Origin of the sequence: Candidatus Tisiphia endosymbiont of Nemotelus uliginosus (assembly GCF_964264835.1) — a bacterium.
Classification (GTDB): Bacteria; Pseudomonadota; Alphaproteobacteria; order Rickettsiales; family Rickettsiaceae; genus Tisiphia.
Map to the genome: position 1 here is coordinate 211,254 of NZ_OZ183485.1, position 26,581 is coordinate 237,834.

General features: G+C 33.1%; 21 protein-coding genes, 1 other RNA gene and 1 pseudogene. 5 read left to right on the forward strand and 18 right to left on the reverse strand.

Translation table 11 applies throughout. The features are described 5' to 3' along the window. Positions 1 to 67: 67 nt before the first annotated feature. The 7 genes from hemF to ACFELV_RS00895 all read right to left on the reverse strand — a co-directional run bounded on the left by hemF (position 68) and on the right by ACFELV_RS00895 (position 7,014). Entirely contained in the window at positions 68 to 901 is an 834-nt protein-coding gene (gene hemF / locus ACFELV_RS00865) for an oxygen-dependent coproporphyrinogen oxidase (protein ID WP_375326345.1), read from the reverse strand. A gap of 380 nt (positions 902 to 1,281) precedes the next feature. Beyond that, entirely contained in the window at positions 1,282 to 2,547 is a 1,266-nt protein-coding gene (locus ACFELV_RS00870) for an MFS transporter (protein WP_375326346.1), read from the reverse strand. 132 nt (positions 2,548 to 2,679) lie between these two features. After that, positions 2,680 to 3,261, reverse strand: a complete 582-nt coding sequence (locus ACFELV_RS00875; RefSeq protein WP_375326347.1) for a cell cycle transcriptional regulator TrcR — start codon at positions 3,259 to 3,261, stop codon at positions 2,680 to 2,682. 152 nt (positions 3,262 to 3,413) lie between these two features. Continuing rightward, positions 3,414 to 4,337, reverse strand: coding sequence for a protein translocase subunit SecF (gene secF / locus ACFELV_RS00880; RefSeq protein WP_375326348.1), 924 nt, complete (start codon positions 4,335 to 4,337; stop codon positions 3,414 to 3,416). 22 nt (positions 4,338 to 4,359) lie between these two features. Then, entirely contained in the window at positions 4,360 to 4,596 is a 237-nt protein-coding gene (locus tag ACFELV_RS00885) for a DUF2312 domain-containing protein (protein WP_375326349.1), read from the reverse strand. Positions 4,597 to 4,814: 218 nt separating this feature from the next. Continuing rightward, positions 4,815 to 6,062, reverse strand: a complete 1,248-nt coding sequence (locus ACFELV_RS00890; RefSeq protein ID WP_375326350.1) for an MFS transporter — start codon at positions 6,060 to 6,062, stop codon at positions 4,815 to 4,817. Positions 6,063 to 6,144: 82 nt separating this feature from the next. Further along, positions 6,145 to 7,014 carry a DMT family transporter gene (locus tag ACFELV_RS00895; protein WP_375326351.1) on the reverse strand — a complete coding sequence of 290 codons (870 nt, stop codon included), beginning with the start codon at positions 7,012 to 7,014 and terminating at the stop codon, positions 6,145 to 6,147. Between the two features lie 247 nt (positions 7,015 to 7,261). On the opposite strand from ACFELV_RS00895, the gene ACFELV_RS00900 reads away from it, so the two are divergent. Next, a complete protein-coding gene (locus ACFELV_RS00900) occupies positions 7,262 to 7,981 on the forward strand; it encodes an OmpW family outer membrane protein (RefSeq protein WP_375327478.1) in 720 nt (239 codons plus the stop codon). Between the two features lie 510 nt (positions 7,982 to 8,491). Here ACFELV_RS00900 and ACFELV_RS00905 read toward each other — a convergent pair. After that, positions 8,492 to 8,653 (reverse strand): Sec-independent protein translocase subunit TatA, encoded by a 162-nt coding sequence (locus tag ACFELV_RS00905; protein ID WP_375326352.1) that lies wholly within the window; start codon positions 8,651 to 8,653, stop codon positions 8,492 to 8,494. Between the two features lie 614 nt (positions 8,654 to 9,267). On the opposite strand from ACFELV_RS00905, the gene ACFELV_RS00910 reads away from it, so the two are divergent. The 4 genes and pseudogenes from ACFELV_RS00910 (at position 9,268) to ACFELV_RS00925 (ending at position 12,583) form a co-directional block, all read left to right on the forward strand. Next, a complete protein-coding gene (locus ACFELV_RS00910; RefSeq protein ID WP_375326353.1) occupies positions 9,268 to 9,873 on the forward strand; it encodes a BON domain-containing protein in 606 nt (201 codons plus the stop codon). Between the two features lie 27 nt (positions 9,874 to 9,900). Further along, a pseudogene (locus ACFELV_RS00915) lies at positions 9,901 to 10,515 on the forward strand (septal ring lytic transglycosylase RlpA family protein); the annotation flags it as partial. A gap of 99 nt (positions 10,516 to 10,614) precedes the next feature. Then, positions 10,615 to 11,598 carry a pyruvate dehydrogenase (acetyl-transferring) E1 component subunit alpha gene (pdhA, locus tag ACFELV_RS00920; protein ID WP_375326354.1) on the forward strand — a complete coding sequence of 328 codons (984 nt, stop codon included), beginning with the start codon at positions 10,615 to 10,617 and terminating at the stop codon, positions 11,596 to 11,598. A 4-nt stretch (positions 11,599 to 11,602) separates the two neighbouring features. Continuing rightward, positions 11,603 to 12,583, forward strand: coding sequence for a pyruvate dehydrogenase complex E1 component subunit beta (locus ACFELV_RS00925; RefSeq protein WP_375327479.1), 981 nt, complete (start codon positions 11,603 to 11,605; stop codon positions 12,581 to 12,583). A gap of 47 nt (positions 12,584 to 12,630) precedes the next feature. On the opposite strand, the gene ACFELV_RS00930 is transcribed toward ACFELV_RS00925, so the two are convergent. From ACFELV_RS00930 to ACFELV_RS00975, 10 genes are all read right to left on the reverse strand, one after another. Further along, a complete protein-coding gene (locus tag ACFELV_RS00930) occupies positions 12,631 to 13,710 on the reverse strand; it encodes an IS4 family transposase (RefSeq protein ID WP_375326208.1) in 1,080 nt (359 codons plus the stop codon). A gap of 141 nt (positions 13,711 to 13,851) precedes the next feature. Next, positions 13,852 to 15,141, reverse strand: a complete 1,290-nt coding sequence (locus ACFELV_RS00935) for a DNA recombination protein RmuC (protein WP_375326355.1) — start codon at positions 15,139 to 15,141, stop codon at positions 13,852 to 13,854. 55 nt (positions 15,142 to 15,196) lie between these two features. Further along, a complete protein-coding gene (gene dut, locus ACFELV_RS00940) occupies positions 15,197 to 15,643 on the reverse strand; it encodes a dUTP diphosphatase (RefSeq protein ID WP_375326356.1) in 447 nt (148 codons plus the stop codon). A 63-nt stretch (positions 15,644 to 15,706) separates the two neighbouring features. Continuing rightward, entirely contained in the window at positions 15,707 to 16,513 is an 807-nt protein-coding gene (locus tag ACFELV_RS00945; protein WP_375326357.1) for an SPOR domain-containing protein, read from the reverse strand. Between the two features lie 7 nt (positions 16,514 to 16,520). Continuing rightward, on the reverse strand, positions 16,521 to 18,401 hold the full coding sequence (locus tag ACFELV_RS00950) for an LTA synthase family protein (protein ID WP_375326358.1): 1,881 nt from the start codon (positions 18,399 to 18,401) through the stop codon (positions 16,521 to 16,523). 19 nt (positions 18,402 to 18,420) lie between these two features. Then, positions 18,421 to 20,649, reverse strand: a complete 2,229-nt coding sequence (locus ACFELV_RS00955; protein WP_375326359.1) for an FtsK/SpoIIIE family DNA translocase — start codon at positions 20,647 to 20,649, stop codon at positions 18,421 to 18,423. A gap of 14 nt (positions 20,650 to 20,663) precedes the next feature. Continuing rightward, positions 20,664 to 20,825: non-coding RNA, 6S RNA (gene ssrS, locus ACFELV_RS00960), on the reverse strand. Positions 20,826 to 20,842: 17 nt separating this feature from the next. Continuing rightward, positions 20,843 to 21,163, reverse strand: coding sequence for a cell division protein ZapA (locus tag ACFELV_RS00965; RefSeq protein ID WP_375326360.1), 321 nt, complete (start codon positions 21,161 to 21,163; stop codon positions 20,843 to 20,845). A gap of 174 nt (positions 21,164 to 21,337) precedes the next feature. Beyond that, the gene (locus tag ACFELV_RS00970) at positions 21,338 to 21,700 is read right to left on the reverse strand and encodes a helix-turn-helix domain-containing protein (RefSeq protein WP_375326361.1); all 363 of its coding nucleotides are present in this window, start codon (positions 21,698 to 21,700) and stop codon (positions 21,338 to 21,340) included. Positions 21,701 to 21,706: 6 nt separating this feature from the next. After that, positions 21,707 to 26,503: an NAD-glutamate dehydrogenase gene (locus tag ACFELV_RS00975; protein WP_375326362.1), complete on the reverse strand. Its 4,797-nt coding sequence runs from the start codon at positions 26,501 to 26,503 to the stop codon at positions 21,707 to 21,709. Positions 26,504 to 26,581 lie beyond the last annotated feature (78 nt).

Consider the following 26,581-nt stretch of genomic DNA (forward strand, 5'->3'; position numbering starts at 1 on the left):
TAGGTGAGCACGACGAATCCCGCAATACGACGACCTAATGTGAAGAAAGCCGTTTGGTATCAAAACCTCACCAATGTACTATAGGGGGTAAGGACATTAATATTGCTTCAACATTCCCCCCTGTCATTAAACCAAACATAGTACCCCTATCATATAGCAAATTAAATTCAACGTAGCGCCCCCGTCTTATCAATTGATAGTTTTTTTCTGCTTCTGTCCAAGGTAACCACATTTTTTGCCTGATAAGCTTAGGATATACTGCCAAAAATGCTTTTCCTACATCCTGAGTAAAAGAAAAATCATTGTCAAAATTTTCAGTATTTAAATAATCGTAAAATATTCCCCCTACCCCCCTACGCTCTTTGCGATGTTTTAAATAAAAATATTCATCACATTGCTTAGAAAATTTAGAATAGTAAGAAGAATGATATTGATCGCATACTACCCTAAAAGCATTATGGAATGTTACTTTTTCCTCTTCATCTTGATAAAATGGCGTAAGATCCCCTCCTCCTCCAAACCAACTATTTTCAGTCTCAATATAACGGGTATTAAAATGTGCGGCTGGTATTAAAGGTGAATTGATATGCGCAACCACCGAAATACCGGTAGCAAAAAATGCTCTACTATTTTCTGTACCAGGTATATTTTTACTAAACTCTGGCAAAAATTCACCAAATACTGTGGAAATATTCACTCCTACTTTTTCGAAGCAATTCCCTCGCATTATCGACATCACGCCACCGCCTCCCGCTGGTCTATCCCAAGAGGAACGCATAAATTTTGCGGGTGCCAGATTCTTTAATTGACTATATTCTAACTCAATTTTTTCAAACTCTATACATATTTGATCACGTAAACTGCTGAACCAATTGCTAGTTTTCTGTCTATTAGTAAACATAAGCATTTTAGAATAAATTAAAAAAAACTTTTTGAGGTTCTGATATCTTAAAAATATGTTAGAAATAGTTATAAGATATAATACCATTTCCCAAAACTAAATTAGCACTAGGAGTACGAGTGCCCGCTACCTGCGCGTACAGACGTATCACACTACTGGACAAAAATAGAAAATGGTTAAAAAAACATATTATTTTAAGTACAAAATGTTATTTTTGAGATAATAATTGCTAAAAACGAGCTTTAGCAGATAACAATTCTTGTACTTTTTCAACCATCTTCTATTTTTGTCCAGTAGTGTGACAGAAATATACGTAAGGAGCAGAAGATCCTGCAGTACGACGAACGTAGATAATTAGTTTTCGTAAATGGTATCAGAACCTAGTAAGCAGCTTTTTTAATTATGTTTCTTATTTCATTTCTCATAATATAAATAATTATCAAAAATACACTAGAAGTAGTCATAATATAAAAAGCTGGAGCATAAAATAAACCCGTTTGTTTAACAAGCCAACTGGAGATAATAGGCGACGTTCCTCCAAATATCGCAATACCTAAATTATAACTAAAAGCCACGCCGGAAAATTTTTGTGCAGGAGTAAATAAAGCTATGATGAATGTATAGGCTGAAGCAGAGATTGCGCCTCCAAGCGACCCTAGAACAGTTAAAGAGATAATTTGACACCACATTTCTGGTGATGACATAGCAAATAAAGTGGGTAAAGCTAAGATCAATATAGCTATACTTGTTAAGGTAATCATCTTGAATTTACCAATAATATCAGCAAGCCCCCCAAATAATGGCATGGTGACCATAGCTATACAAGAAGTATATAATAGATATACTAGGGCAGTAGTCTTATCAAGGTGCAAAATATCATGATAATAAACAGTAATGAAAGTTTTCACTAAATATAAGACACTACTAGCAACTGAACCAACACAACAAGTTAAAAACATTGCTTTCCACGCGGTCTTAACGACATTAGCAAAAGGGGCCTTCAATGTTTTCTTTTGAAGGGCTAACATTTTAAAAACCGGTGTTTCTGCTACTCGCAAGCGTAAATAAAAACCTATAAGCCCCATAAATCCACCAAGCAAGAATGCAAAACGCCAAGCAAAATCTATGTGACGAAAATATTGTTCAATAATGATTCCAATAATAGTAGCAATTAATGTGCCGGCGATATTGGAGCCGTGTACTAATCCTGCCGTAAAACCCGGCCGTAAATTCTGATGATGTTCTAGAATAAAAATAGCAGCTCCTGCACCTTCACCACTAATACAAAGTCCTTGTAAAAGCCGCATTATGACCAATATTATTGGCGCACATAACCCTATATCAGCGTAAGAGGGAATTAACCCCATAGTGAAGGTTGGCACTGTCATACCAAGCATTGAAGTAATTAAAGCGATTCTACGCCCATATTTATCTCCAATATAGCCAAAAAATATACCACCAATAGGTCTAGTGAGAAAACCGACAGCGAACACACCAAGGCTTAATAATATTCGGATAAAGTCTGACTTTACTGGAAAAAATGTACTGCCAATAACCGAGTAAAATACCGAATATACAGTAAAATCATAATATTCTAGTATATTACCTGAAATAGCAGAGAAAAAAACAGATTTTGGTTTACTCATTTAACTCTTATCAATCAATTTAATTGAATTATAAACATCTTGTATAACTTATAAAGTAGAAAATGCTTTTATTTTTCTTAAGTTATACAAGATGTTTATGTTTATAAGTAATTTAAAGTACGATATAACAAACTATATTATATTAGATGATTCTTTAGGACTCTTATCTAGCGGCGATGTCAACTTTATCTGTTCAATTACTGCATCTAATTCCATTTGGCTACAAATTCCAAGCAAGACTGGGTCGCGGGAGCGAATGTTTTTCATATTCCAGTGGCTACGATCACGAATTGTATCTATTGTAGCCTTAGTAGTACCAATTAACTTGATAATTTGACTATCTATAATCTCTGGGCAATTTTTAAGTAACCAAAATATTGCGTCTGGCTTATCTTGTCTCCTAGCAATAGGAGTATATTTAGATTGCTGTTTCCGCTTAGCACTTACTAGTTCATAGGCATTACTAGTAGAAATTCTAAGACTACTATTCGCATCATTAGTACAACGCACAATCTCTTCTTTAGTTAATTGCCCCCCTGCAATAGGATCTAAGCCCATAATACCTTGAGAAACCTCCCCATCCGCAATACTTTTAATTTCAAACTCATGAATTCCACAAAAGTCAGCTATTTGCTTAAATGTCAAAGCAGTATTTTCAATCAGCCAAATCGCTGTTGCTCTTGGTAATATAGGTAATTTTTGTTGTGTATTCATGCAGCTAAATATATAACATTAATTAGAAAATAAAAAAATAGTATAATCAAGATAATAAGATTAAAAATATCAGGCATTATAATTAACAAAGCAACCGTAGACGTTTTTTTCAAGTGTTATTACGGTTCTGTGAACATATTACAAACTTAAGGTTATTTACCGCCTACGCGAGCATGAAATTTCTTTACAATAAACAAAGGTAAGATAGGCGCAGAAATAAAAATAGAGGAGTATGTCCCAACTATTATACCAAAAAACACTAATACACTAAAGCTATAGATAGCTTCTCCCCCAAAAATTACTAACGCCAAATTTGCTAACAAAGTTGTAATAACAGTTAAAATAGTCCTCGATAGAGTCTCGTTAATACTTCGGTTAATAATTTGAGGGGTAATTTTCTGATGTGATTTACGCAAATTATCACGAATCCTATCGTAAATAACCACCGAATCATTAACAGAATAACCTATTATGGTCAGCAACCCCGCTATAGAGCTTAAGTTAAAATCTAGCTGGGTCAAACTCATAAAGCCAAGACTTAATATCACATCATGCAATAAAGCGACCAGGATACTTAGCCCAAAATACCATTCAAATCTCACCCAAGTATAAATCATTAGAGCAACAAAAGCAAGCACTAGAGCGGTTATACCTGATTTTATTAGGTAAGATCCAACTTGCGGCCCGACAAAATCTATCTTACGATATTCATATTTATAGGGAAATTGTTGTAAAGCTGATTTTATCTGATCAATATTTTGCATTACCGCACCTTCTTGGTTACTACCAATCTTTATATATAAATCACGCTTAGTACCAAAATTGTATAAAGCTACTTCACCAATCTTAAGTTTATTAAGAATTTCCCGCATTTTTACTAAGTCTGGTTCCTGGTCAACACGCACTTCCATTACCACTCCTCCAGCAAAATCAATACCTAAATTAAATTTATATTTACCTATCCATATGATACTGATAAGAGAGAGAATAATAGAGATAGTATAACTTACTTTTGTAAATTTGATAAAATCAAAGTTGATTTTATCAGGTAAAAGCCTTAAAGGATATAATTGCATCACTAAATTTTTTAATATATAATTATAAACCTAATGCTTGTCTATACAGATCTAATATTGCATCTTGTTCGGCTAATTCATTTCTATCAAGTTTTTTTAATCTAAGAACAGCCTTCATAGCTTTTTTATCAAACCCACTAGAAGCAGCAGCATCAAATATCTCTTTGATTGCGGTAGACAACTCATTTTTCTCTTCTTCAAGTTGTTCTATTTGACTTATATATTGCGCTAACTGTTCTTTAGCTATTACTTCTGACATACAAATACAGTTTATTAATTAACAAAAAATTGATTCTATACTTATTTTATGGCCCTTATAAGTTCAATATACAAATTGTCATTATTGAACCCAAACCATTTAATATAATAAGTGCTATTCATTTTATAGATAATTTTGCTAAAAATGGCTAGAAAATTATGCACAAAATTTTCTTTTAAAATTTAGGTGCTGTGAACATTTCTAAATAATCAACTCACCTATATTACACGATTCTTATAAAAAGCAAGCGCTACTAGACTAGCAATACCACAAGTAATAACATAATAAATGGCAGAAGTAATAGTGCCAGTTTTTTGTATTAAATATTCTAAGACCAAAGGGGTAGTACCACCAAAAAGACTAGTTGCGATATTATATGACAATGATAAGGCAGTATTTCTTATATTTGTCGGATACATCTCAGCTTGCAGCGCAGGCTCAGGTCCAATATAAAAAGCCGCTAAGATTGATAAGATAATTTGCGCTACAATTATCAAATAAAAATCCTTAGTTTCAATTATATTTATTAAAAATGGGGTAATCACAATAATTAGAAATAAGTTAATAATAAATAATCGTTTTCTGCCAATTATATCTGATAAATACCCCGAACATAAAGTAGCACCTATCATAACTAGATAGCAACAATTTGCTAGATTACTAACATCAGAATCACTAAAATTACGGTTTATTCTTAAAAATGACATTAAGTAAATTGCCTGTAAATAAAATATTACCGAACCGGTAGAATTAATGAATATTGAGATTAACATATCAACCCAATGCCCAGATATGACCTTTTTAAGAGGCGATTTTAAGATTGTCCCCTCTACCTTTATTCCTTGAAATACAGGAGTTTCACTAGTATATTTTTTGATATAAAGACCAGCCAGTAAAATAAAGATTCCAAGTAAAAAAGGAATCCTCCATCCCCAATTATTAAATTGTTCAACCGATAAAATCATTTGAATTAGACTAGCAATTATGGAACCAAATAATATTCCTGCACAAATACTGGCCATAGATATACTACCTGTAAAGCCACGATATTCAGGTTCAGTATGTTCAATAATGAATGAGATCGAGCCAGTAAGTGCTCCTCCCATTGATAACCCTTGCAACATTCGCGCTAAAATCATTAGGATAGTAGCAAGAATGCCTATCTCATCATAAGTAGGAATTAAGCCGATCAATGCTGTTGGCAACGCCATACAAAATATAGAGGCACTTAAAGCAGTTTTCCTACCAAATCTATCACCTAATATTCCAAAGAATATGCCTCCTATTGGTCGCATTAAATAACCAAGAGCAAAGGCAATAAAAGCATGTAACAAGGAATCACTAGAACTATCGCCAGGAAAAAACTTGATACCTATTATTGGAGCAAAATGGGCAAATAATGCATAATCATACCATTCAAATGCATTTGCTATACCACTAGCAAAAACTAATTTACGTTTATTCATATTTCCTTTAATCAATATAAATTTTTAATGTTTTTGTATTTATCATTATGCAGTAAGTCTATTTTTATCTAGAATATTATTTTCATCGAGTTATATGTTTTTTTTCCGAATATATCATAAATAATGTTGTAGGAATGATTATTAAAGCCCCATATAGGACATTCCGTTCAGGAATCTCATTAAAAATGACATATCCTGCTACTGCTGAGAGCATCAACTCTATATATCGATAAGGGGCCGTAGCAGTAGCATCAACTAAAGAAAATGCTTTTAATAAGAAGAATAAGATTAAACTACCACCCACTCCTAAACTAAATAGTAAGATAAACTCTGCTATAGTTGGGGTTTGCCAATAGAGTAATGATGGCGGCACCGATATGATAGAGGTGACCAATGCCGAGTAAAATAGCATACTAATCATTGATTCTTTTATGACAAATTTTTTATTAATAATATCCAACATTGCAAATGATATGGCTGCTAATACAAAAAATAATATATGAGGATTAAAATCAGTAGCATGTGGCTTGAGAGTAATGATAATACCAATAAAACCAAGGCACGTTACTGCCCATCTTTGCCAAATAATTTCTTCCTTTAAGAAAAATACTGCTAAACTTAAAGTAAATAGAGGAGTAGCAAAACCAATTACCGTAGCAGTCGTTACCGGGGCAATACTTAACCCATAAGTCCAGGAAGTCATACCAAAAAATAATAAAATCCCCCTGAGTATATGGATGAATGGACGGTTAGTTCTAAGAGTTTGTGTTCCATAATATACAATAAACGGTATTAAGGTTACTGCACTAAAGAGAAAACGGAAAAATGCCACTTCAAAGCTATGTAATCTAATTCCTAGGTATTTTGCTATTATATCGTTAGTCGCGCTACTTAATAAGCTTAATATAAACCACCCGATGCCAATAAAATAATTCGTTAATTTATTGTTCATTATATCTACCTTTTGTTTTTGTTATTTATAATCCTTCTGGGATTGACAATAAACTTAATTCGAGGTCACTGGTAATATCAAATTTCTATGTTTTTTTTTAATAACCTCTGTATACAGAAGAAACTAGTGCTATAATTACCACCGAGAACTATAAGCTTCAAGAAATTTATACATATTATTTGATTTTCTTGCCAGGAAGAGTATGTATAATACAGTAATATATTAAAAGCAAGGAAAGGTTGCAATGATGATCAAAGTCGCTAAAAATTTGATAGTGTTTTTATTGATAAGTTTTGTGAGCATTAATAGTTTTGCTGCTCAAGATGAAGATAATAGTAATGATAATATAGATTATTATGGGAATGAGGGAGATCTGATATTTAAAATCCGAGCTTCAGGTATAAAAACTAGAGGCACCCCAAAGCCGCCCCCTTCCGCTATTGTTCCCAATCCAGTAGCAGTTGGTAGCTTTACTGAAGTTGGTTATGGAGTAGAGGCATCTACCTCTATATTCTTTTCCACTAACATTGCTGCTGAATTATCTTTAGGTTTTGATGTATTACGTATTAAGGCTAATCATTTAGCAAATGTTGCTGCTAATAATGACGGTAATATCAAGGCTATTGGCAAAAGAAAACAAATCTATACAATTCCTGTAACCCTACTTGCGCAATATCATATTGCACCTTTTGGCTCAATTAGTCCTTACGTTGGAGCGGGATATCATGGGTCCTATATGTTAACTAAATCTAAAGCATTTAAAATGAAAAATGCCTTTGGGCCAGTAATACAAGCTGGTATAGATTTTTATGCTAAAGATGATACTTTAATTAACCTAGATATAAAACAATATTTATTCAAAGCTAAAGTTGATTATAAGAACGCTTTAGTAGGTCCTCGCAGCGTATCATCTAAAATCAAGCTCAACCCTTTAGTTGTATCATTAGGTGTTGGATTTAAGTTCTAATAGTTAGTAATGTTTTGCCCCCCTACCCTAATAAGCTAACAGTGGAAAGGGGGTACAGGCTCTATCATTTAACGAGCACATAATTTTGTAATATTGCCGCTCTATCACAGGTAGAAGCACGAGTAATAATATACTCAATGGATTTCAAGAGTTGGATTTTATTTTAAGGGGCGAACACGCAGAGCGGAAGAGTAAGTACGCGAGGTGAACATGTGAAACCCCAAAAAAATGTAATAGACCTCTTGCATAACCTAATCTAATTGGTAATTTTGTTGTCAAAACTCATCTCCGTTCCTCACATACAATTTAAGTATGCTACGGTACTCGACTTCGTTTTTCCTAAAAATTCCTCAATTATCTTTAGGTTATGCAAGAGGTCTGATGAGTAGATTTACAGACGTTTTCGCTCGCAGAACTGCCGCGTAATACAAGGTCTGTGAGGATGCAAGAATGCACATAACAAAGAAATCAACCATTATTAGAGAGAAATATTCATAGAACCTAGACAGATTAATCTTTCTTGTCATTTTTGTGCTCTATATCTTTCATCCCTTCTTTAAAAGCTTTAAGACCCTTGGCTAGCTCAGACATTACTTGCGGTAACTTACCGGCACCAAATAATAGTAAGATAATCAATAATATCACTAATAAGTGCGCGAAACTCATTCCCATAATATGTATCTATTAATTTGAATTGTCCGATTATAATCTTTTTAACCTGAATTGCCAATCATTTTTAACTAATACCAAGTTGCTTTCAAGACAGTAGTAGGAGCAGGAGTATGAGTGGTAAGGCGCGCGGAACCTAGTAGATCTAGGTGACACGACGAATCCCGAAATACAACTACCTAATGTGAAGAAAGCAATTTGCTATAATACCATTTCCGGGAACTAAATTAGCACTAGGAGTACGAGTGCCCGCTACCTGCGCGTACGGACGTATCACACTACTGGACAAAAATAGAAAATGGTTGAAAAAGTACAAAAATTGTTATCTGCTAAAGCTCGTTTTTAGCAATTATTATCTCAAAAATAACATTTTGTACTTAAAATAATATGTTTTTTTAACCATTTTCTATTTTTGTCCAGTAGTGTGACAGACGTATACGTGAGGAGCAGAAGATTATGAAGTACGACGAACGTAGATAATTAGTTTTCGTAAATGGTATTAGGTAACAACGCATGAATTAACACCCTATTAATCTCTATAATATTATATTTTGTTGTGTTTACTCTAAATATTTATTAGAATGAGCCTGATTCTAGCGTAACAAATTACTCATCATATGCCACATGCAAATATTATCTTAATAGTTTTATCTTTTTGTCTTACGGGATGCCTTCCCGCCGTGTTTGTTGGCGCCGCCAGCACCACTATAGTAGCTGCTAAAGACCAAACCTTAGGAGAAACAGTGGATGATATGAAAATATCAGCACAAATTAAAGCATCTTTCATAAAAAATAATTTTAGAGAATTATATACTAAAATCAAAGTAGAAGTCGAACAGGCTAGAGTGCTGTTTACCGGTATTATAGATAGTGAAGATGATGCACTAAAAGCTGTCGAGCTGGTATGGGCAATAGCCGGAGTAGAAGAAGTGATTAATGAGTTAATCATTGATAAGAAGAGTGATAAGTTTGATTTAGGACAATATACCCGTGACACTATGATTACTACCCAAATTAAAACTAAAACCTTCCTTAACCGCAATATAAAGTTTGTTAATTATACAATTGTCACGGTGAAGGATGTAGTATATATATTTGGTATGGCAAGGTCTGAGGAAGAATTAGAACAAGTTAGTATTATAGCTTCGCAAGTAAAAGGTGTAGAAAGAGTTGTGTGCCATGCTAAAATCCAACAAAATATTGAAGAGAATAGGCACGATTAAATGAAAATGGTATATATTAGGTCTTTTTTATTATTAATACTTTCTCTAGCCCTTACTGCTTGTTCAACAGGAAAGAAACCTGGTTCTTATAGAGAATTATCAAAAGAAGACCCTAAGAATATTCATTACAAAGGACACTATAAAATTGGTAAAAAATATAGTATTAAAGGTAAAACTTATCAACCTACTGAAGATATAAATTATGATCAGGTTGGTATAGCCTCATGGTACGGCGCCAAGGATGGTTTTCATGGCAAGAAAACTGCAAATGGCGATAGGTATAACAAGCATTTATTAACTGCTGCTCATACCAGCTTACCTTTACCTAGCTTAATTAAAGTTACCAATTTAAATAATCGTAAATCTTTAATAGTTATGGTGAATGATAGAGGTCCGTTCTGTAAAAATCGCATTTTAGACGTTTCAGAAAAGGCAGCCGAAGTTTTAGGATTTAAACGGTGCGGTATAACCAAAGTAAGAGTTCAATATTTGCATAAAGAAACAAAAGAATTTCTACAAAATATTGCCCTGCGGCCTAAAGAAAATTCATTAGCTAAAAAGAAGGTAGCAAACGCTACCTGCAGCGTGAATTGTCACATTAAATTAGTAAACTTAAAACATAAATTAGCATATGCTCCTTAAACTCTTGTTTTGCTTAGAAAATGGATTAATAAATGGTTCTACAACATTTTCTGCCTAGAAGCTAATATTTCCCTTTTATATAAAAAATACGGTATATAGATGATTGTTCCCGGTAAATATAAATTAAATAATATTCAATATCTTGAATCTTATGAAAAAATGTTATTACTCAGAAGATTTGAAGAAAAATGTGGCCAATTATATGGTATGGGCTTAATAGGAGGATTTTGCCATCTATATATTGGACAAGAAGCAGTGATAACTAGCATAGATTTAGTGAAACAAGCTGGTGATAGTATGATTACCAGTTATAGAGATCATGCCCATATTATCTTAGCTGGTACTGAACCTAAATATGTATTAGCAGAATTAATGGGCAAAGAAACAGGGTGTTCTAAAGGTAAGGGTGGGTCAATGCATATGTTTGACCTTAAAAATAAGTTTTATGGAGGGCATGGTATCGTAGGCGCACAAGTCCCTATAGGGACAGGGTTAGCCTTTGCCGAAAAATATCACAATACTACCAATATTTGTTTCACTTTTCTAGGAGATGGAGCAGTGAATCAAGGACAGGTTTATGAGGCCTTTAATATCGCCGCGTTATGGCAATTACCTGTAATATATATTATTGAGAATAACCAATATTCTATGGGCACCTCAGTTGCGAGATCTACTTTTATCACAGATCTGTATAAAAAAGGTGAATCCTTTGGTATTAAGGGATATAAAGCAGATGGAATGTCATTAGAATCAATGTATGATTATTCGCAGCAAGCTGCTGAATTTGTCAGAGGAGGAGGCGGTCCAATAATATTAGAAGTAAATACTTATCGCTATAGGGGCCATTCCATGTCTGACCCTGCTAAATACCGTACTAAAGAAGAAGTAGAAACTTATAAAGAGCAAGACCCTTTATTGCGAGTAAAAAATACAATCTTAAGCAATAATTATGCTAGTGAAGTAACATTAAAAGAAATTGAGAAAAAAGTAAAAGATATAGTAGCTAGCGCCGTAGAATTTGCAGAAAGCTCCCCTCTACCTGATCCTAAAGAATTATACACTAATATTTATGTTAATGAGTAAAAAGATGTTACATATCACCGTACGTGAAGCATTGCGTGATGCTATGCAAGAAGAAATGTTAATAGATGAAAAAATCTTTATTATGGGCGAAGAAGTAGCAGAATATCAAGGGGCTTATAAAGTAACGCAAGGGTTATTAGAACAATTTGGTCCTAAAAGAGTAATAGATACTCCTATCAGCGAACATGGTTTTGCCGGAATTGCTGTAGGAGCGGCATTCGCAGGCCTTCGGCCCATTGTTGAATTTATGACCTTTAATTTTGCAATGCAGGCAATGGACCAAATAGTTAATTCGGCTGCTAAGACGCATTATATGTCTGGCGGAATAATAAAATGTCCTATAGTGTTTCGCGGTCCAAATGGCGCTGCTAGTAGGGTGGCTGCTCAGCATAGTCAGAATTATGCGGCTTGTTATAGTCATATCCCTGGTCTGAAAGTAGTAACGCCTTATAGTGCTGAAGATCATAAAGGATTATTTAAGACGGCAATTCGCGATGATAATCCTGTAATTTTCCTAGAAAATGAAATTCTGTATGGTCATAGTTTTGAAATAGCCGACACAGTAGAACCGATACCATTTGGGGAGGCGAAAAGGCTGGTAGAAGGTGATGATGTAACGATCATAGCATTTTCTTTGCAAGTTAAGTTAGCATTAGAAGCATCTAGCAGCGTAAAGGAACTAGGGATTAATTGTGAGGTAATAGATTTAAGAACTATAAAACCTTTAGATATAGAAACCATAATAGAGTCTGTGAAAAAAACTAACCGTTTAGTCATTATAGAAGAAGGTTGGTTTTTCTCAGGCGTTGGGGCAAGTATAGCAAGTCTAGTCATGAAAAATGCGTTTGATTATCTAGACGCTCCTATAGAGATCGTTTCTGGTAAAGATGTACCGCTACCATATGCAGTGAATTTAGAAAAATTAGCCTTACCTACTATAGAAGACGTAATAGAAAGCATAAAAAAAGCGTGTTATAGCAGGTAAGTTTAAGCTAAACTCTTTTACAACAATATCATCATAGTACCCCACACTTATTGTTGAAGTTGAAAGGCATGCATAATGTGTTTTCGTAGTAATGAAAACAACATAGCAGGGGTATCACTTAACGAGTTATAAAAATAATCTTTTATCCAATCAAATCCGTAAGTAAATAATGAGTATAATTTACGACCATGTTTTTTGATCTTTATAGGATAAATTTTGTTCTTAATGTCACCAGCAAGCACGCAAATAGCTAAGGATAAAGATACTATTGCAAATAGTTTTTCCAGCTTTTTTTGATCTGTAATGTGGGTATCTTCAATATTAAATCCAGATGACTTGAGAGACAGAAAAGGTCGCTCAATGCTCCACCTCTGCTTATATGCTAGCAAAGCACATTCACCAATAAGCACATTACTAGCAATAAATAGTTGCTCTCTTTCTAATTGCAAACAAGTTATTTTAATTGCCATACCATTGTAAATTTTGCTTTCTATAGTTTTAGTGTCACCCATTTGCATATCGGCAAAACATTTATTCAACTTCATCTTGCCACCGTTGAAATGCTTGACCTTCTCACTTTTTCTTAGCCTGATAGCAAAAGGTAATTTTTGGATTCCACCCATATATTGCAACCATTCCTCACCAACAAATTCCCGATCGGCAAGGATAAGCTCTATCATTTCCTTAGGTATAATTGTTAAAATTTGCTCAATCAATTTCTTTCTTTCATTAGTAGAAGAGTTGCCTTTTTTATCAAGTAACAACCATGCTATAGGAATTGAAATATTACCATAAACGATAGTTGCAACAAAAAAATTCAAATTTTTAATACCAAATTGCCAGCTGGTTCTATCTATGGCAAGGCTAATTTTACCTGTTAGACAGAGCAATTTAACAATAATTTTCCCTAAACTTATAAAGCACATATTTTGTTCTAAAAGCAAACGCTCAACTTTAACAATCTTGGCATGCAAATTGCCTTTAGAAGCGACATACAGTGCTAATTCTTTGATTCTCACAGTTTTAGCTTTTACTACTGCACAAATTAATTCTGCAAATGTTTTAATTCGTGCTGGGTGCCAATCTAAAAATATGTATAATATTTGGTATAGTGATTGAGAGTCCATTAATACCTCCTGTTGCTTGTTTCTCAGCGGAGATTAGTGACTCTCAGTCACTTATTCAATTTATTATTTTAACCCTCCTGTAAAATCTGTGGGGTACTATGCAATATCATACCTAAAAATACTAAATTTGGCTTATCAAATCTACCACTCTTCAATTTTATTTAAGGGATCTATTGCTTCAACGTCGATAATTTCAGACTTGGAGGAGACAAGTTGATAGCGATCAAGAGGATTTTGGATAATCTTCTTACCTATATCTACCCCTAATTTTTGTATATTCTTAGCTCTACTTAAAAAATTTCTATTAAATGAAGCGGCAAACTTATCATAATTATTGACTATATGCTGAATATTATTACCAAGCTTCTGAGAATAATCAGCAAGCGAAGAGATAGAAGTTAATAATTTTCTTACTTCTTCTATAATAAGCTTATGATTTTCCGAACGCCGATAATCTGAAATTTGGAACTTAGCAAAGGATAACATATTCATTAAACCACTGGGCCCTACGGGAAAAATATTATTTTCCCAGGCTTTTTGTAAGAAGTTACGATCAGCTCCTACAATCTTCTCAATCGCTTGTTCAGTAGGAACAAACATTAAGGTCACTATATTAGCAAAATCTTCTTTTTTATCTTGTAAATTAGCTAAAATATTTTCTGCATAATCTTTACTATTTAAGTTTTTCAGATGGATATTCATGGTTTTACCAAGGTTTCCTTTATCTTGTTGCTGTTCTACTAAGAATTTGGAAGCTTTAGCATCAATCACCATCAAATTACCAGCTGGTAAAAAAATTACTGCATCAGGCCGCAGTTTTAAATTATCTATAGTTGTGACAGAATATTGGATAATAAAATCTAAATTAGGTTGCAGACCTGAAGATTTTAAAATATTTTCTAGAGTAATTTCCGCAAGTAAACCGGCTCCTGATGGAGAAAGAAGAGATTGTTTGATAATATCTACAGTTCCTTTCGATTGTTCAATATCCCTACTAAGCGCCCCTACTATATTAATTAAGCGCTCAAACTCGCTGTTAAATTTGTTAGCAGATACTGCAATATTTTTTTCAGCTAATTCCCTGACTTCTTGATTTTCTCTCTTATGAATTGCTATTAGTTGTTGCGAAAGTTTGTTTCCTAACTCTAATAAACTATTTTGTGCTGCTAAATAGGATGCTTGTCTAATTTTTTCGGAATCTTCTATCACGTGTTTTTGGTATTCTATCTTACTAGTTAATTGTTCAATTTTTTGTATAGAAGTAATTTTTTCTTGCTGAAGCAGTTGATTTTGCTGAGTTATTTCCAGGTAGCTATTTGACAAACAATTCAATTCAGTTTTTATTTTAATAGTCTGATAATAAAAATATGCTAATAAAGCCAATAGCAAGATTCCAATAGTAATAGAGAGTACTATAATATATAATAACATGTCTCTTGTGCCTTACTTAATGAACTTAAAATATTCTATTAACCTTTAAGGCTCATTAAAATTTACCAGTTGAGCCAAATCCGCCCGCACCTCTAGCTGTGTCATCTAATATATCTACTTCATTCCATAATATTTGCTCGTACCTTGCAATAATCATTTGGGCAATTTTCATACCTCGCATTACTATAAAATCCTCGGGAGCATGGTTAATTAAAATTACTTTTATTTCGCCACGGTAATCAGCGTCAATTGTCCCTGGAGCATTTAATACTGTCACCCCATGGTTAAGAGCTAAACCTGATCGTGGCCTTATTTGCGCTTCTAAATAATCAGGCAATGCTATACAAATGCCAGTAGGAACCAATTGTACCTTATTGGATTTGATAATTATTGGCTCAATATTGGCGGCAATTAGATCCATCCCACTACTATGCTTGGTAGCATATACAGGTAAAATATCTGCGGCATGTTCTAGCTTTTTAATATTAACTTTAATGTTCATAAATGTTATTTTTTCAGGATTATGATATTGTTTTTTTTATGGTGATATCTAATGCAGATCAGATCACCGGTTAGTAATTAAACATCCTTGAGAATTATCCAATTTTTTACATATTGCTTTAGCCTGCGTTATATCTTCATAATTACCAGCCATCACTGAATAGAATAAATTTCCTTGCTCGGAGCGCATTTTACGGACGAATAATGGTATTTTATTAAACAGTTTGGCGTATTTTTTCTTGATTCTGTCCATTTCTTGATTTGCCACTACTTCCGTCTTAACGGAGGCTAACTGGATTTTATAATAGTTGATTTTTTTCTTATTTAATAATTGTTTTTCACTAAAATCCTTACGTTTTTCTGCAACTTTGATAATGTTTAACCCTGCTTTAGGAAGATTAACCTGGTTAATCTCTGCCGTAACCATTTCTCTTGCAAAAATTTTCTCTTTTATACCAACTGTTGGTACTGTATTCTGCCCTGCTCCTTCTTTTACTTTTGCTTTAATATCTAGGTTGTGAGTTATAGCTTTATCTATTTCCTCTATTTCCAATATAATATTCTCTATAGGGTCAATTTCGTCATTGCGCAGAGATTTGGTAGGATTAATATTTAATGGTTTTTCTGGCTCTGGCTGCAACACAATTTGTTTGCCTATCTTCTTTTTCTGTAAATTTTCATAAATCGTATTTTGCGTATTGGCAATTATTATTCCTCTGCTTTCTTCAGGTTTAATCTTAGTAGGCGCAGGGTCAGGGTAGATGGTTATTATCTCCTCATCATCTTGCAGATAATGGTTATAAGTCCAATAGAAAATACCAAAAATTATGGAGAGAAAAATACTAATTTTAAATATAAAGCTTTTACTCATATTATGGTCATTCTCTCAGGTCATTCTTAATATATAAATTATAAGCAGTTTGATAAAAGCTTATAGCTTCCTCTACTAAACTTGTAATATTTTTTACTTTCTGTCTATCGTTTCCAATGAGTTTATAAGTAATAGTTTGAGCTTTTGGAGCTAAAATTATTAGATGATTATCTTTCATAAAACCAAGTAATTGATAGGTACTAATAAACGCTCTATTAGGAGCAGAATTTAATATATCTTGCCCAAAGAATTTACTATTATAGGAAAAATTTAATAACCCAAAGATAGTGGGGGCGATATCAATTTGGCTCGCTAAGTTATCATTTACTTGTGGTTTGAGTATTTCAGGAGCATATATTAGTAGCGGTATATGATATTTATTGATTGGAAGATCTGTTTTGCCAGCACTTGAGGCACAGTGATCAGCAGTAATTACAAATATAGTATTTGCAAACCAAGGACGCGTCTTAGCAATATCAAGAAATTTACCAATAGCATAATCAGTATATTTCACAGCGGCACTACGCCCGCTACCAGAGGGTAAGTCAATTCTGTCTTTAGGAAAAGTATAAGGACGATGATTAGAAGTAGTCATGATCAAAGAAAAAAAAGCTTTACCCTGTTGGTAATTTTGATCAGCAATCTCTAGAGATTTATTTAATATATCTTCATCTGCCACCCCCCAAATATTGGCAAAGCTTATTTCCTCGCGTTTTAGGTTATTTCTATCAATTATGTCATAACCATTACCTTGAAAATAGTTTTGTAAATTATCAAAATAACTATATCCCCCAAAAATGAAATTAATATTATACCCCTGCTGCTTAAAGATCGTAGCGATATTAAATAATGATTGATTATTTGGCCTACGTATGATGGAAGAACCAGGGGTAGGAGGTACTGACAAAGTAATGGCCTCTAAACCACGTACTGTTCTAGTGCCTACCGCATATATATTAGTAAAAAATATGCTTTCTGCCGCTAATTTATCTAAATTTGGAGTAATATTTTGTTGATTGCCAAATTTTGCCATAAACTCACTACTTAAGCTCTCGACAGTAATAAAAATCACATTATATTTGTCTATATTAGGAGAGCGAGCAGTAATTCTGCGATTGATGGTAGAATTATCAAGAAATAGTGGCGCTTCCTTTGCTAAATTTGTGCGCACAATATTTAAGGCTTGCTGGTTGTCAATTACCGGAAAAAAACTATTATAATCTAAGCTATTATTAAAAAAAGCCGAAAAAAATTCATAATAACCATTTTTTCCTAACTCCAGTGCATATTTATTAGCACTAAAATTAATTTTATTAGGGTTATATAAGTTAAAAGCGAGAAGAGCTAGTATTAATGAAATTAGCGCCCTATAAATATTATTTTGCTTTTTTATATTATTTAATTGAGTAATTATATAATGCCTAGAGAAAAAGCTAATAAACAAACTCAGTAATATAATAGCTAATGATATAGGAATATAAGGGACTGACTCCCTAATAGTACCAATAATCTCATGAGTATAAATTAAATAATCTACCGCAATAAAATTAAATCTAGTACCAAATTCATCCCAAAAAATTAGTTCAGCAATTGCGATAAAAATAAATAGAGTAATAATACTAAAATAGCTAATAAAACAGCCGCTTAAATATAGCACTTTATACTTGCTTAAAAATTTATCTAATAAAGTAGAAAGAATTAATATTACTGGCAGAAAATAAACAAGCGATATCAAATCATTCAATATACCAACAATAAAAATGGCAAATAAATCAGAGTAACCTATTACTTGTTCTAATAAAGCATATAGGCTTAATGACGCGCGAATAATAAGCTGTAATATGAGATATACTCTAACTATGGTATAGTTAAAAAATGACTTTATCATTGGGTGAGATTTCCATAATCTAGTTTTCTGGTAATAATATTTCTCTTTTTCCAACATGATTTGGTGGGGATATGACTCCTTGTTGTTCCATTTTATCAACTATGGTAGCCGCTTTATTATAACCTATTCTTAAACATCGTTGAATATAGCTAATCGAGATTTTGCGTTCTGTTTGAACTATTTGTAGAGCTTTCTGATATAGCCCTTCCTCACTTGTTGCATCATTATCAAAATTCTCAAACTTGGATTCATCTTCCTCTAACTGTTGCGTTACTGCTGAGATATATTCTGGGATGCCTGTGGATCTTAAATATTCAGTAATTTTTTCCACCTCTTTATCGTCAACAAATGGTCCATGCACCCTACTAATTTTTGAGGCATTACCCATATATAGCATATCCCCCATTCCAAGTAGCTGCTCAGAACCTTGTTCTCCTAGAATAGTCCTACTATCAATTTTAGAAGTTACTTTAAAACTTATCCTACTTGGAAAATTTGCTTTTATTACGCCAGTAATGACGTCAACTGAAGGGCGTTGAGTAGCCATGATGATATGAATACCTGCCGCCCGCGCCATTTGAGCAAGACGTTGTATCGATAATTCTATATCCTTACCAGCTACCAACATTAGATCAGCCATTTCATCAACAATTACGACGATAAACGGTAATTTCTGCATATTGATTTCAATGGTTTCATAAATTGGTTTACCAGTATCTGGATCAAATCCTGTTTGGATGGTGCGCTCAAGGACTTTTCCTGCCTTAATAGCTTCTGAGATTTTACTGTTATAACCAGCTATGTTTCTTACGCCAATATTCGACATTGCCCGATAACGGTTTTCCATCTCTTTGACCGCCCATTTAAGTGCTACCACTGCCTTCGCAGCTTCAGTAACTACCGGCGTTAAAAGATGTGGTATGCCATCATAAGCGGATAATTCCAACATTTTGGGGTCTATCATTATTAAACGACACTCTTCCGGGGTATAACGATAAAGCAATGAGATAATCATAGTATTAATTGCTACTGATTTACCTGAACCGGTTGTACCTGCAACTAATAAGTGCGGCATTTTTGCAAGATCAGCAATAAAAGGTTTCCCTGCTAGATCCTTACCCAAAATTAAAGGTAACATAATATGATGATCTTGATACTCAAGTGTCTCGATTAATTCTCGCAAGCAAAAGAAAGCTCTTTGCTTATTTGGTAGTTCGATCCCTAATACATTTCGACCAGGTATTACTGCTATTCTTGTTGAGATTGCCGATAAAGACCTAGCAATATCTTCAGATAAGCCAATCACTCTAGAGGATTTGGTACCAGCTGCTGGTTCAAATTCATATAATGTTACTACAGGACCTTGACTAATATTGATAATTTGGCCCTTCACTCCAAAATCTCCAAGAACCGTAAGTAATATTTGAGAATTTTGCTGAAGCTCTGAAGCGGTTTCTGTTTTGATACTTTGGATATTAGCTGGTCTTAATAATTCTATCGGTGGCAAAGGCGATATCATATCAGTTTTCTTAGCAGTAGGTAGCGCTGGTTTGGAGTAAGGTAAATTTATCTCAACATTGTTGTGCAGTAGAGCAGCGTTAGTGGGCATTGAGGCTGCTTGATTAATAAAAGAAGTTTTTTGGGCTATTTCTTGATGCTTTGCTGATACATGTGGTACGCTTGCTGGCAATGTAGGAAAAGGCATAATATGTGTAGATGGTATTAATTTGCATATTTTAGATAGATGTTGCCACAGGATTGAAAAAGGTATTTCTATTAATAAAAATAAGAAAATACAGGTAGTAATAAATAATAAATAAGGAATGCGGAAATCTAACTGCATAATTAAGGGGTGTATTAAAGTGCCAATTGTGCCCCCTCCCCCCGCTGGTAAATAATTTGTTTTAATCTTAGCTCCTAAAATAGATAACGAGATAATACATACCATCATTATAATGACCCTAATACTGAGCCATCTCTTCTGCAAACGCCATAGACTTAAAGACCAAAAAATGCAGCATACTGGGAGCAAGAAGGAGGATAAGCCAAAAATTTGATACAAAATATCTGCAACATAAGACCCAAAATAACCTAATAAATTGCTAGGATATTTATCAGTAACAGCATTAAATGATGGATCTTCTGGATTATATGTTACTAATAATAAGGCAAGCAAACAACCAAATAATATTAAGGTAATAGATTGAAATCTATTATTAGTCAGAATTTTATGGATATAATATAACACGAGAAACTGCATAAAGTTGAACCGCTATAGCCGTTGCTCAAGATCCTCAAAGAACTTGTATGTATAGGTGGATGCGGTGTATCTGCATAATCGTCGCAGAATAGTGACAGCTTCCTAATAATAAAAATTATCGTCCTGGGGTAAATACATTAAGCTCACGTGCCAAGCAGCCCATTAAATTACCAGTATTCTATCATTTTCCTATCTTTTTTGCAAGATTTTCTAAATAGCTTGCTATAGTACTTAAAGTTTCTGCAAATTGTTCTTCTTCTTTAAGTGGGATTTTACCACCACTAGCATTAGTCATTTGGGTAGTTAAGGCTTGTACTTCCTCTTCTAAGCTTAGAGCCGCCATTACTAATAACAGTTCAAATGAGGCAGACAGGTTAGATTTTTTTATCTGCACCAACCTTTCATTTAATTTAATTCCAAGAATCGTGAGTTCTTGCTCTGAACCCTTACTACATGCTAGTTGAAAAGTTTTGCTACCTAATGTTATGGTGACTAACGACATCTGTTTTCTGTATTTACGTTAATTCTGTATACAAATGTTCCTCCTGACGTAAATTCTGGAAATTCTGGATAAGGAGTTATCGACAATTCGGTCGCATATATAGAGACAACTCGTGAAATCTATTGCACATAAATCTATTCATTACATAGAAATGTTCACAGAACCTAGTGATATTTATTCAGCCGAAGATAGTGCATGAAACATTATGGCAATTATTATTAATCCTAAAATGGAAATAATAATCAAGTGTTTTTTCCATTTATATTTCAAAATTATTTGATTATATTGATCACGAACAATAGCTTGTTTAGCAGTTTCTGCTTTTTGTGCGTCCTCATCTGCAGGGGGAATTAAGGGAACCCTTAAATAATTCGAGTACAATTTAAGATAACCTTTTACGTATACTGCCGCTGGTATTAGATCTAAGTTTCCCTCTTCTAACGCTATTAAATATTGTTTTTTAATTTTTAAATAAGCTGCCACTTCTTCGATAGTTTTACCAGATTCTATTCGTGCATGTTTAAGAGGAGAGGACATAGTATATTACTCAAGTTTACGCAAAAAAGTGTCAAATCTCTTATTTGCTAGAATTAACATATTTAAATCAGTATTTTGGTGGGCCTTTATTAATGTGACAAAATCCAAAAAAATACTTACAAAATGTTTATTATTATCAATCCATGAGTCTAAATCAACACTTATTTTGGAATTATTAATTATTTTTATTAATAATTGTCGTTGTTTGTCATATAAATCATCTTTCAAGGATTGCGCTGATAATCTCCCCCAATAAGTATCAGCTGCTTGTTGTTCGCATACTTTACGTAACCAGTCAATACTAAATTTAGTAGAAGTAGCAAAATATAAATTAGCCACTTCAATATTTTGACTGTTTGTTTTTTTAGCAATATAAATTATATCAAAAACCGATACTAAGCTATCCAGAGTGGAGAGTTTGTTAGCTAACTCATTACCAACCCCATATGCAATATATTGTTGCAATTTCTCATCAAATTTACTTTTTGCTTCTCCTAGAAGCAAACTACCCACTACGGTACTTAATTCTCTAGCTGGCTTATAAAATTCATTTATAGTATTACTAATATTAATAGGTGTGGCTATATGTTTTGCAAACCAAGCAATACCTCTACGCATAATTTTAGCAATTTCGGTAAACATTTCAATTTTTACCTTATAATCTATCTCTCTTGGCAGCAATTCAACACTTTTCCATAAATTATCTAAATCAAAGATCTCACAAATAATAGTATATGAACGTATAATATTACAAAGCAGCGCTTCGGTTTCACGTTTTACAATATTAAGCGATGGCCCTCCTAGCTGGTTTATAATTTTGTTCGTTACTACAGTCCGGATAATTTCATGTTTTAGAGGATGCGACAAGATTTCGTCGCGAAATTTATCTTGCATTAATTTAGGAAAATAATTTATTAGATAAGATTCAAAATATTTATCCTGGGAAAAGGTAGTAGTCATTAAATCATGATAGGTAGAACTTTTACTGTAAGAGAGTATAACACAAAGCTCTGGACGGGTCATAATTTCTTTATTAATAGCACGTTTATTCAGTTCTTCGGTAGTTGGCAAAAATTCTATTTTCCTATCAATTAAATTGGCTTCTTCTAAAGTATCAATAAACTGGCTAAAGATCCCAATATTTAAGGCAGGAGATAATTGCATGATATTAAGGGCTTGATTTTGTTGCTGGTTATCAATTAATACCAGTTCTTCCACCTGTTCTGTCATCTCTACTAAGTATTTATTGCGTTCTGGGATAGTAATTTTACCCGAAGCAACTGCTTGGTTAAGAGCGATTTTTATATTGACTTCATGATCAGAACAATCAACCCCTGCTGAATTATCAATAAAATCGGTGTTGATCTTACCTCCATGCTGACTATATTCTATTCGTCCTTGTTGCGATATTCCTATATTGCCTCCTTCAGCAATTACTTTAGCTTTAATTTGATTACCATTTACCCTTAAATTATCATTTGCTTTATCACCTATTTCTAAATTATTTTCTGTGGTAGCTTTTATATAAGTCCCTATGCCCCCATTCCATAACAAATCAACTTCTACTTGTAAAATTGCTTTAATTAATTCTTCTGGTGATATTTCATATTTAGCTATTTTTAATAAGGTTCTAGCCTCAAGTGATAAAGTAATCGATTTAGTGCTTCGTTCAAACACCCCTCCACCTACTGAAATTAACTCTTGATTATAATCCGTCCAATTAGAAGCAGGTAGAGCAAATAAGCGTTTACGCTCATTAAAACTGATAATAGGATCAGGATTAGGATCAATGAATATATGTTTATGATTAAATGCGGCAATAAGCTTTATACTATTAGAACGAAGCATTCCATTACCAAACACATCACCTGACATATCGCCGATACCAACCACAGTAATAGGGTCCTGTTGGACATTAATATTTAAGGTGTCAAAATGGTTGGCTACAGAAATCCAGGCCCCTTTAGCAGTAATAGCCATTTTTTTATGATCATAGCCAGCTGAACCCCCAGAAGCAAATGCATCTCCTAGCCAAAAATTATATTCAGCAGCTACTCTATTAGCATAATCCGAAAAAGTAGCGGTACCTTTATCAGCTGCCACCACTAGGTATGGATCTTCAAGATCATAAATAATAGTATCTTGTGGATGAACAATTTTACTGTCTACTATATTATCAGTAATATCCAGTAAACCACGTAGAAAGTTTTGATAACATTCTATAACTTTACCTAGATAGGCTTGGGCAGTGAGATTATCATTAGTAAAATTAACGAAAAATCCACCTTTTGATCCCACAGGCACAATAACCGAGTTTTTAGTCATTTGCGCTTTCATTAACCCTAATATTTCTGTTCTATAATCTTCTCCTCTATCTGACCACCTAATACCGCCACGTGCTACTTTCCCTCCGCGCAAATGAATCCCTTCAAAATCATTAGCATAGACAAATATTTCAGCTAAAGGTATCGGCAATGGTAGATTAGGTATTTTATGAGAATCAAACTTAAAAGAAAAATAATTTTTAGTGAGTTTTCCACTATCAGGACTAGCTTGATAACAATTAGTTCTTACCATTGCATCAATAATATCAATCATCGTTCTTAAAACTTTATCTTCACTACTACTATTAATACTATTAAGATAGTTAATCATATTAATTTTGATAGATTTGACCTGTGGCTCTGAATAATTTATAGGATCAAATTTTGCCTCAAATAAATCAACCAGCATTTTGGTATATAAGAAATGTTTTGTTAACGTTAATTGAACATAGCCCTTACCATAAGCAAACCCTGTTTGATGTAAGTAACGCGTTAACGCCTTAACTAACTTAACTTGCCACCAATTAAAGCCAGATAATACTATTAATTTACTTAAAGAATCATTTGCCAAAACTCCAGTAGCCATCTTATCTAAGGCTTCTTCTACGTTTTTTTTCACTAGCTGAATATTCTCTTCAATAGGAATCAGGGCAGTAAGAGCAAACTCATATATCCAACTTTCTTTAATATCTCCTGCCTCTCTAATAAAAAAACTTTGCTCATCTATTGCTTTAAAACCCAAATTTTCTATAGGAGGCAATAAATCAGATAGGGCCAGCTCGGAAGCAGCAGGATTATAAATTTTTAAACAAAAATTTTCTTTATCTATAGGAATCAAGTTAAATATGGATTTATTATGAAGACTAGCTTCTTTCAGATATTCAATATCTAATACTCCGGTTTGGCCATTAAATTTTTCTCGGTAATCAGCGGAAAATATTGTATGATAAAGAGTAAAGTTAATACCCCCCTCATATTCCCCAAATTTCTTAGATAATTTATACGCAAAATCCTCTTCCCAACGAGTAGAAATCCTATCTAATTCTTGCTCGATTGTTTCAAACTCAAAACTAATTTGTTTAATATTTGATACTTGCAGCGTAATAAATAAATAAGAGAAATTTTCGGCTACTTCAGTAATATAATCTTCTAAGATTTTACCTTTAAATATAGTAGATAAATAAGAATTTATTGAGCTATGTATTTCTGGAGTCAAACGATCTCTGGTGAGAAATATGATAATATTAAGAAATGTTCCCGACCAATCTTGTTGAATAAATAACTTTAGCTTCTTGCTCATTAATCCTGACAAGACATTTAGGCACATACAATATAAATCATTTTCATCTATCTGAATTAATGCATCTCTTGGTAAAGTTTGGACTATATTCTTTAATTTTTTTATATTATATCCATTAGGAGGAAATGCCGCTTTATTTAAGACAAATTGTAATTTTTGCCTTAATATAGGAATATTGGTAATTGGTTGATAATATACAGTAATACTATACAAACCGAAAATTATACTACCTGAAATATATTGGCCATTCTGATCGATATTTTTAATTAAAATATAATCTACCAAATTATTTTTATGTACATTTGATATTATATTGGTTTTACCTAAAATTATTAATTGTTCTCTATAAGAAGAATGTGTCGAACGTTTAATAATATTAATAATTTCTGCCTGATTATCTTCCCAAATTGTATTGACTCCAATTTCTGATAAGAAGTTTTGAGTAATTAAGTCAAAATCAATCATACCCAAAAAGGTAAAATTATCGTATTTTAACCAATTTAAGAAATCCAGCGATTCCTGATCAGCCAAATGATTCGTGGTATATAATAGAGATTTACTTTGGATAGCCTTGATAATTAAGTCTATTTTGTCTAAGATAATATGCCATACATTATAAGTGGTATCTACTTGATCTAAAATCATATTTAAAGAGGCACGTAGGGATAATATAGCAGGTTGATCAAAATTGCCTAATAGAGTGATATGAACTAGCGATTCTACATGAGTGCTATCTTTCTCGTGTTTTATTATTTTCTGCAATTGTCCCCTCTCATCCCGGACGTTTGATATGACTGAATTGAGAAGAAATTTAGCTTTCAGATTAAGTTTTATCAACAAACAATTAATTGAATCAATTATGAACGGTTTATTATCATTTAATAATAAAATATTAATAGCAGGGTTATTTTCAACGATACTATTGACTATCTGCATTTTTCTGGTATTAGGGGTTCTTTGTTTAAAAAATTTAAAAGCATCCTCGGCTAAATTGCCAAATAATTGTTGCCTATCCTTGAATTCATAATCTATAGGTATATATTCTAGAAATTTTTGTACAAATTCACTATAGAGCTCATCAGTAGTTTTTAGTTTACTGAGCATTAAAATTTCGTGCTTATAATTAGGAACTTGACAAGTAAGCTTGCTTAGAGCTAAAGATGTCTTTTCAAAAGTCATATTTTGATACCATAATATTTTATTAGGATGAACACAAAAGATTCATGATAGCTTCAACTTTTGCATAAATCTGATATT

Bases quoted from the DNA above. Each gene is read 5' to 3' on its own strand.
- ACFELV_RS00910 (WP_375326353.1), top strand. From the start codon at position 9,268: ATGCCACATGCAAATATTATCTTAATAGTTTTATCTTTTTGTCTTACG.
- ACFELV_RS00970 (WP_375326361.1), bottom strand. From the start codon at position 21,700: ATGTCCTCTCCTCTTAAACATGCACGAATAGAATCTGGTAAAACTATC.
- ACFELV_RS00935 (WP_375326355.1), bottom strand. From the start codon at position 15,141: ATGTTATTATATATTATAGTACTCTCTATTACTATTGGAATCTTGCTA.
- ACFELV_RS00945 (WP_375326357.1), bottom strand. From the start codon at position 16,513: ATGAGTAAAAGCTTTATATTTAAAATTAGTATTTTTCTCTCCATAATT.
- hemF (WP_375326345.1), bottom strand. From the start codon at position 901: ATGTTTACTAATAGACAGAAAACTAGCAATTGGTTCAGCAGTTTACGT.
- ACFELV_RS00900 (WP_375327478.1), top strand. From the start codon at position 7,262: ATGATCAAAGTCGCTAAAAATTTGATAGTGTTTTTATTGATAAGTTTT.
- ACFELV_RS00885 (WP_375326349.1), bottom strand. From the start codon at position 4,596: ATGTCAGAAGTAATAGCTAAAGAACAGTTAGCGCAATATATAAGTCAA.
- ACFELV_RS00925 (WP_375327479.1), top strand. From the start codon at position 11,603: ATGTTACATATCACCGTACGTGAAGCATTGCGTGATGCTATGCAAGAA.
- secF (WP_375326348.1), bottom strand. From the start codon at position 4,337: ATGCAATTATATCCTTTAAGGCTTTTACCTGATAAAATCAACTTTGAT.
- ACFELV_RS00890 (WP_375326350.1), bottom strand. From the start codon at position 6,062: ATGAATAAACGTAAATTAGTTTTTGCTAGTGGTATAGCAAATGCATTT.
- ACFELV_RS00950 (WP_375326358.1), bottom strand. From the start codon at position 18,401: ATGATAAAGTCATTTTTTAACTATACCATAGTTAGAGTATATCTCATA.
- pdhA (WP_375326354.1), top strand. From the start codon at position 10,615: ATGATTGTTCCCGGTAAATATAAATTAAATAATATTCAATATCTTGAA.
- ACFELV_RS00870 (WP_375326346.1), bottom strand. From the start codon at position 2,547: ATGAGTAAACCAAAATCTGTTTTTTTCTCTGCTATTTCAGGTAATATA.
- ACFELV_RS00975 (WP_375326362.1), bottom strand. From the start codon at position 26,503: ATGACTTTTGAAAAGACATCTTTAGCTCTAAGCAAGCTTACTTGTCAA.
- ACFELV_RS00965 (WP_375326360.1), bottom strand. From the start codon at position 21,163: ATGTCGTTAGTCACCATAACATTAGGTAGCAAAACTTTTCAACTAGCA.
- dut (WP_375326356.1), bottom strand. From the start codon at position 15,643: ATGAACATTAAAGTTAATATTAAAAAGCTAGAACATGCCGCAGATATT.
- ACFELV_RS00905 (WP_375326352.1), bottom strand. From the start codon at position 8,653: ATGGGAATGAGTTTCGCGCACTTATTAGTGATATTATTGATTATCTTA.
- ACFELV_RS00875 (WP_375326347.1), bottom strand. From the start codon at position 3,261: ATGAATACACAACAAAAATTACCTATATTACCAAGAGCAACAGCGATT.
- ACFELV_RS00895 (WP_375326351.1), bottom strand. From the start codon at position 7,014: ATGAACAATAAATTAACGAATTATTTTATTGGCATCGGGTGGTTTATA.
- ACFELV_RS00930 (WP_375326208.1), bottom strand. From the start codon at position 13,710: ATGGACTCTCAATCACTATACCAAATATTATACATATTTTTAGATTGG.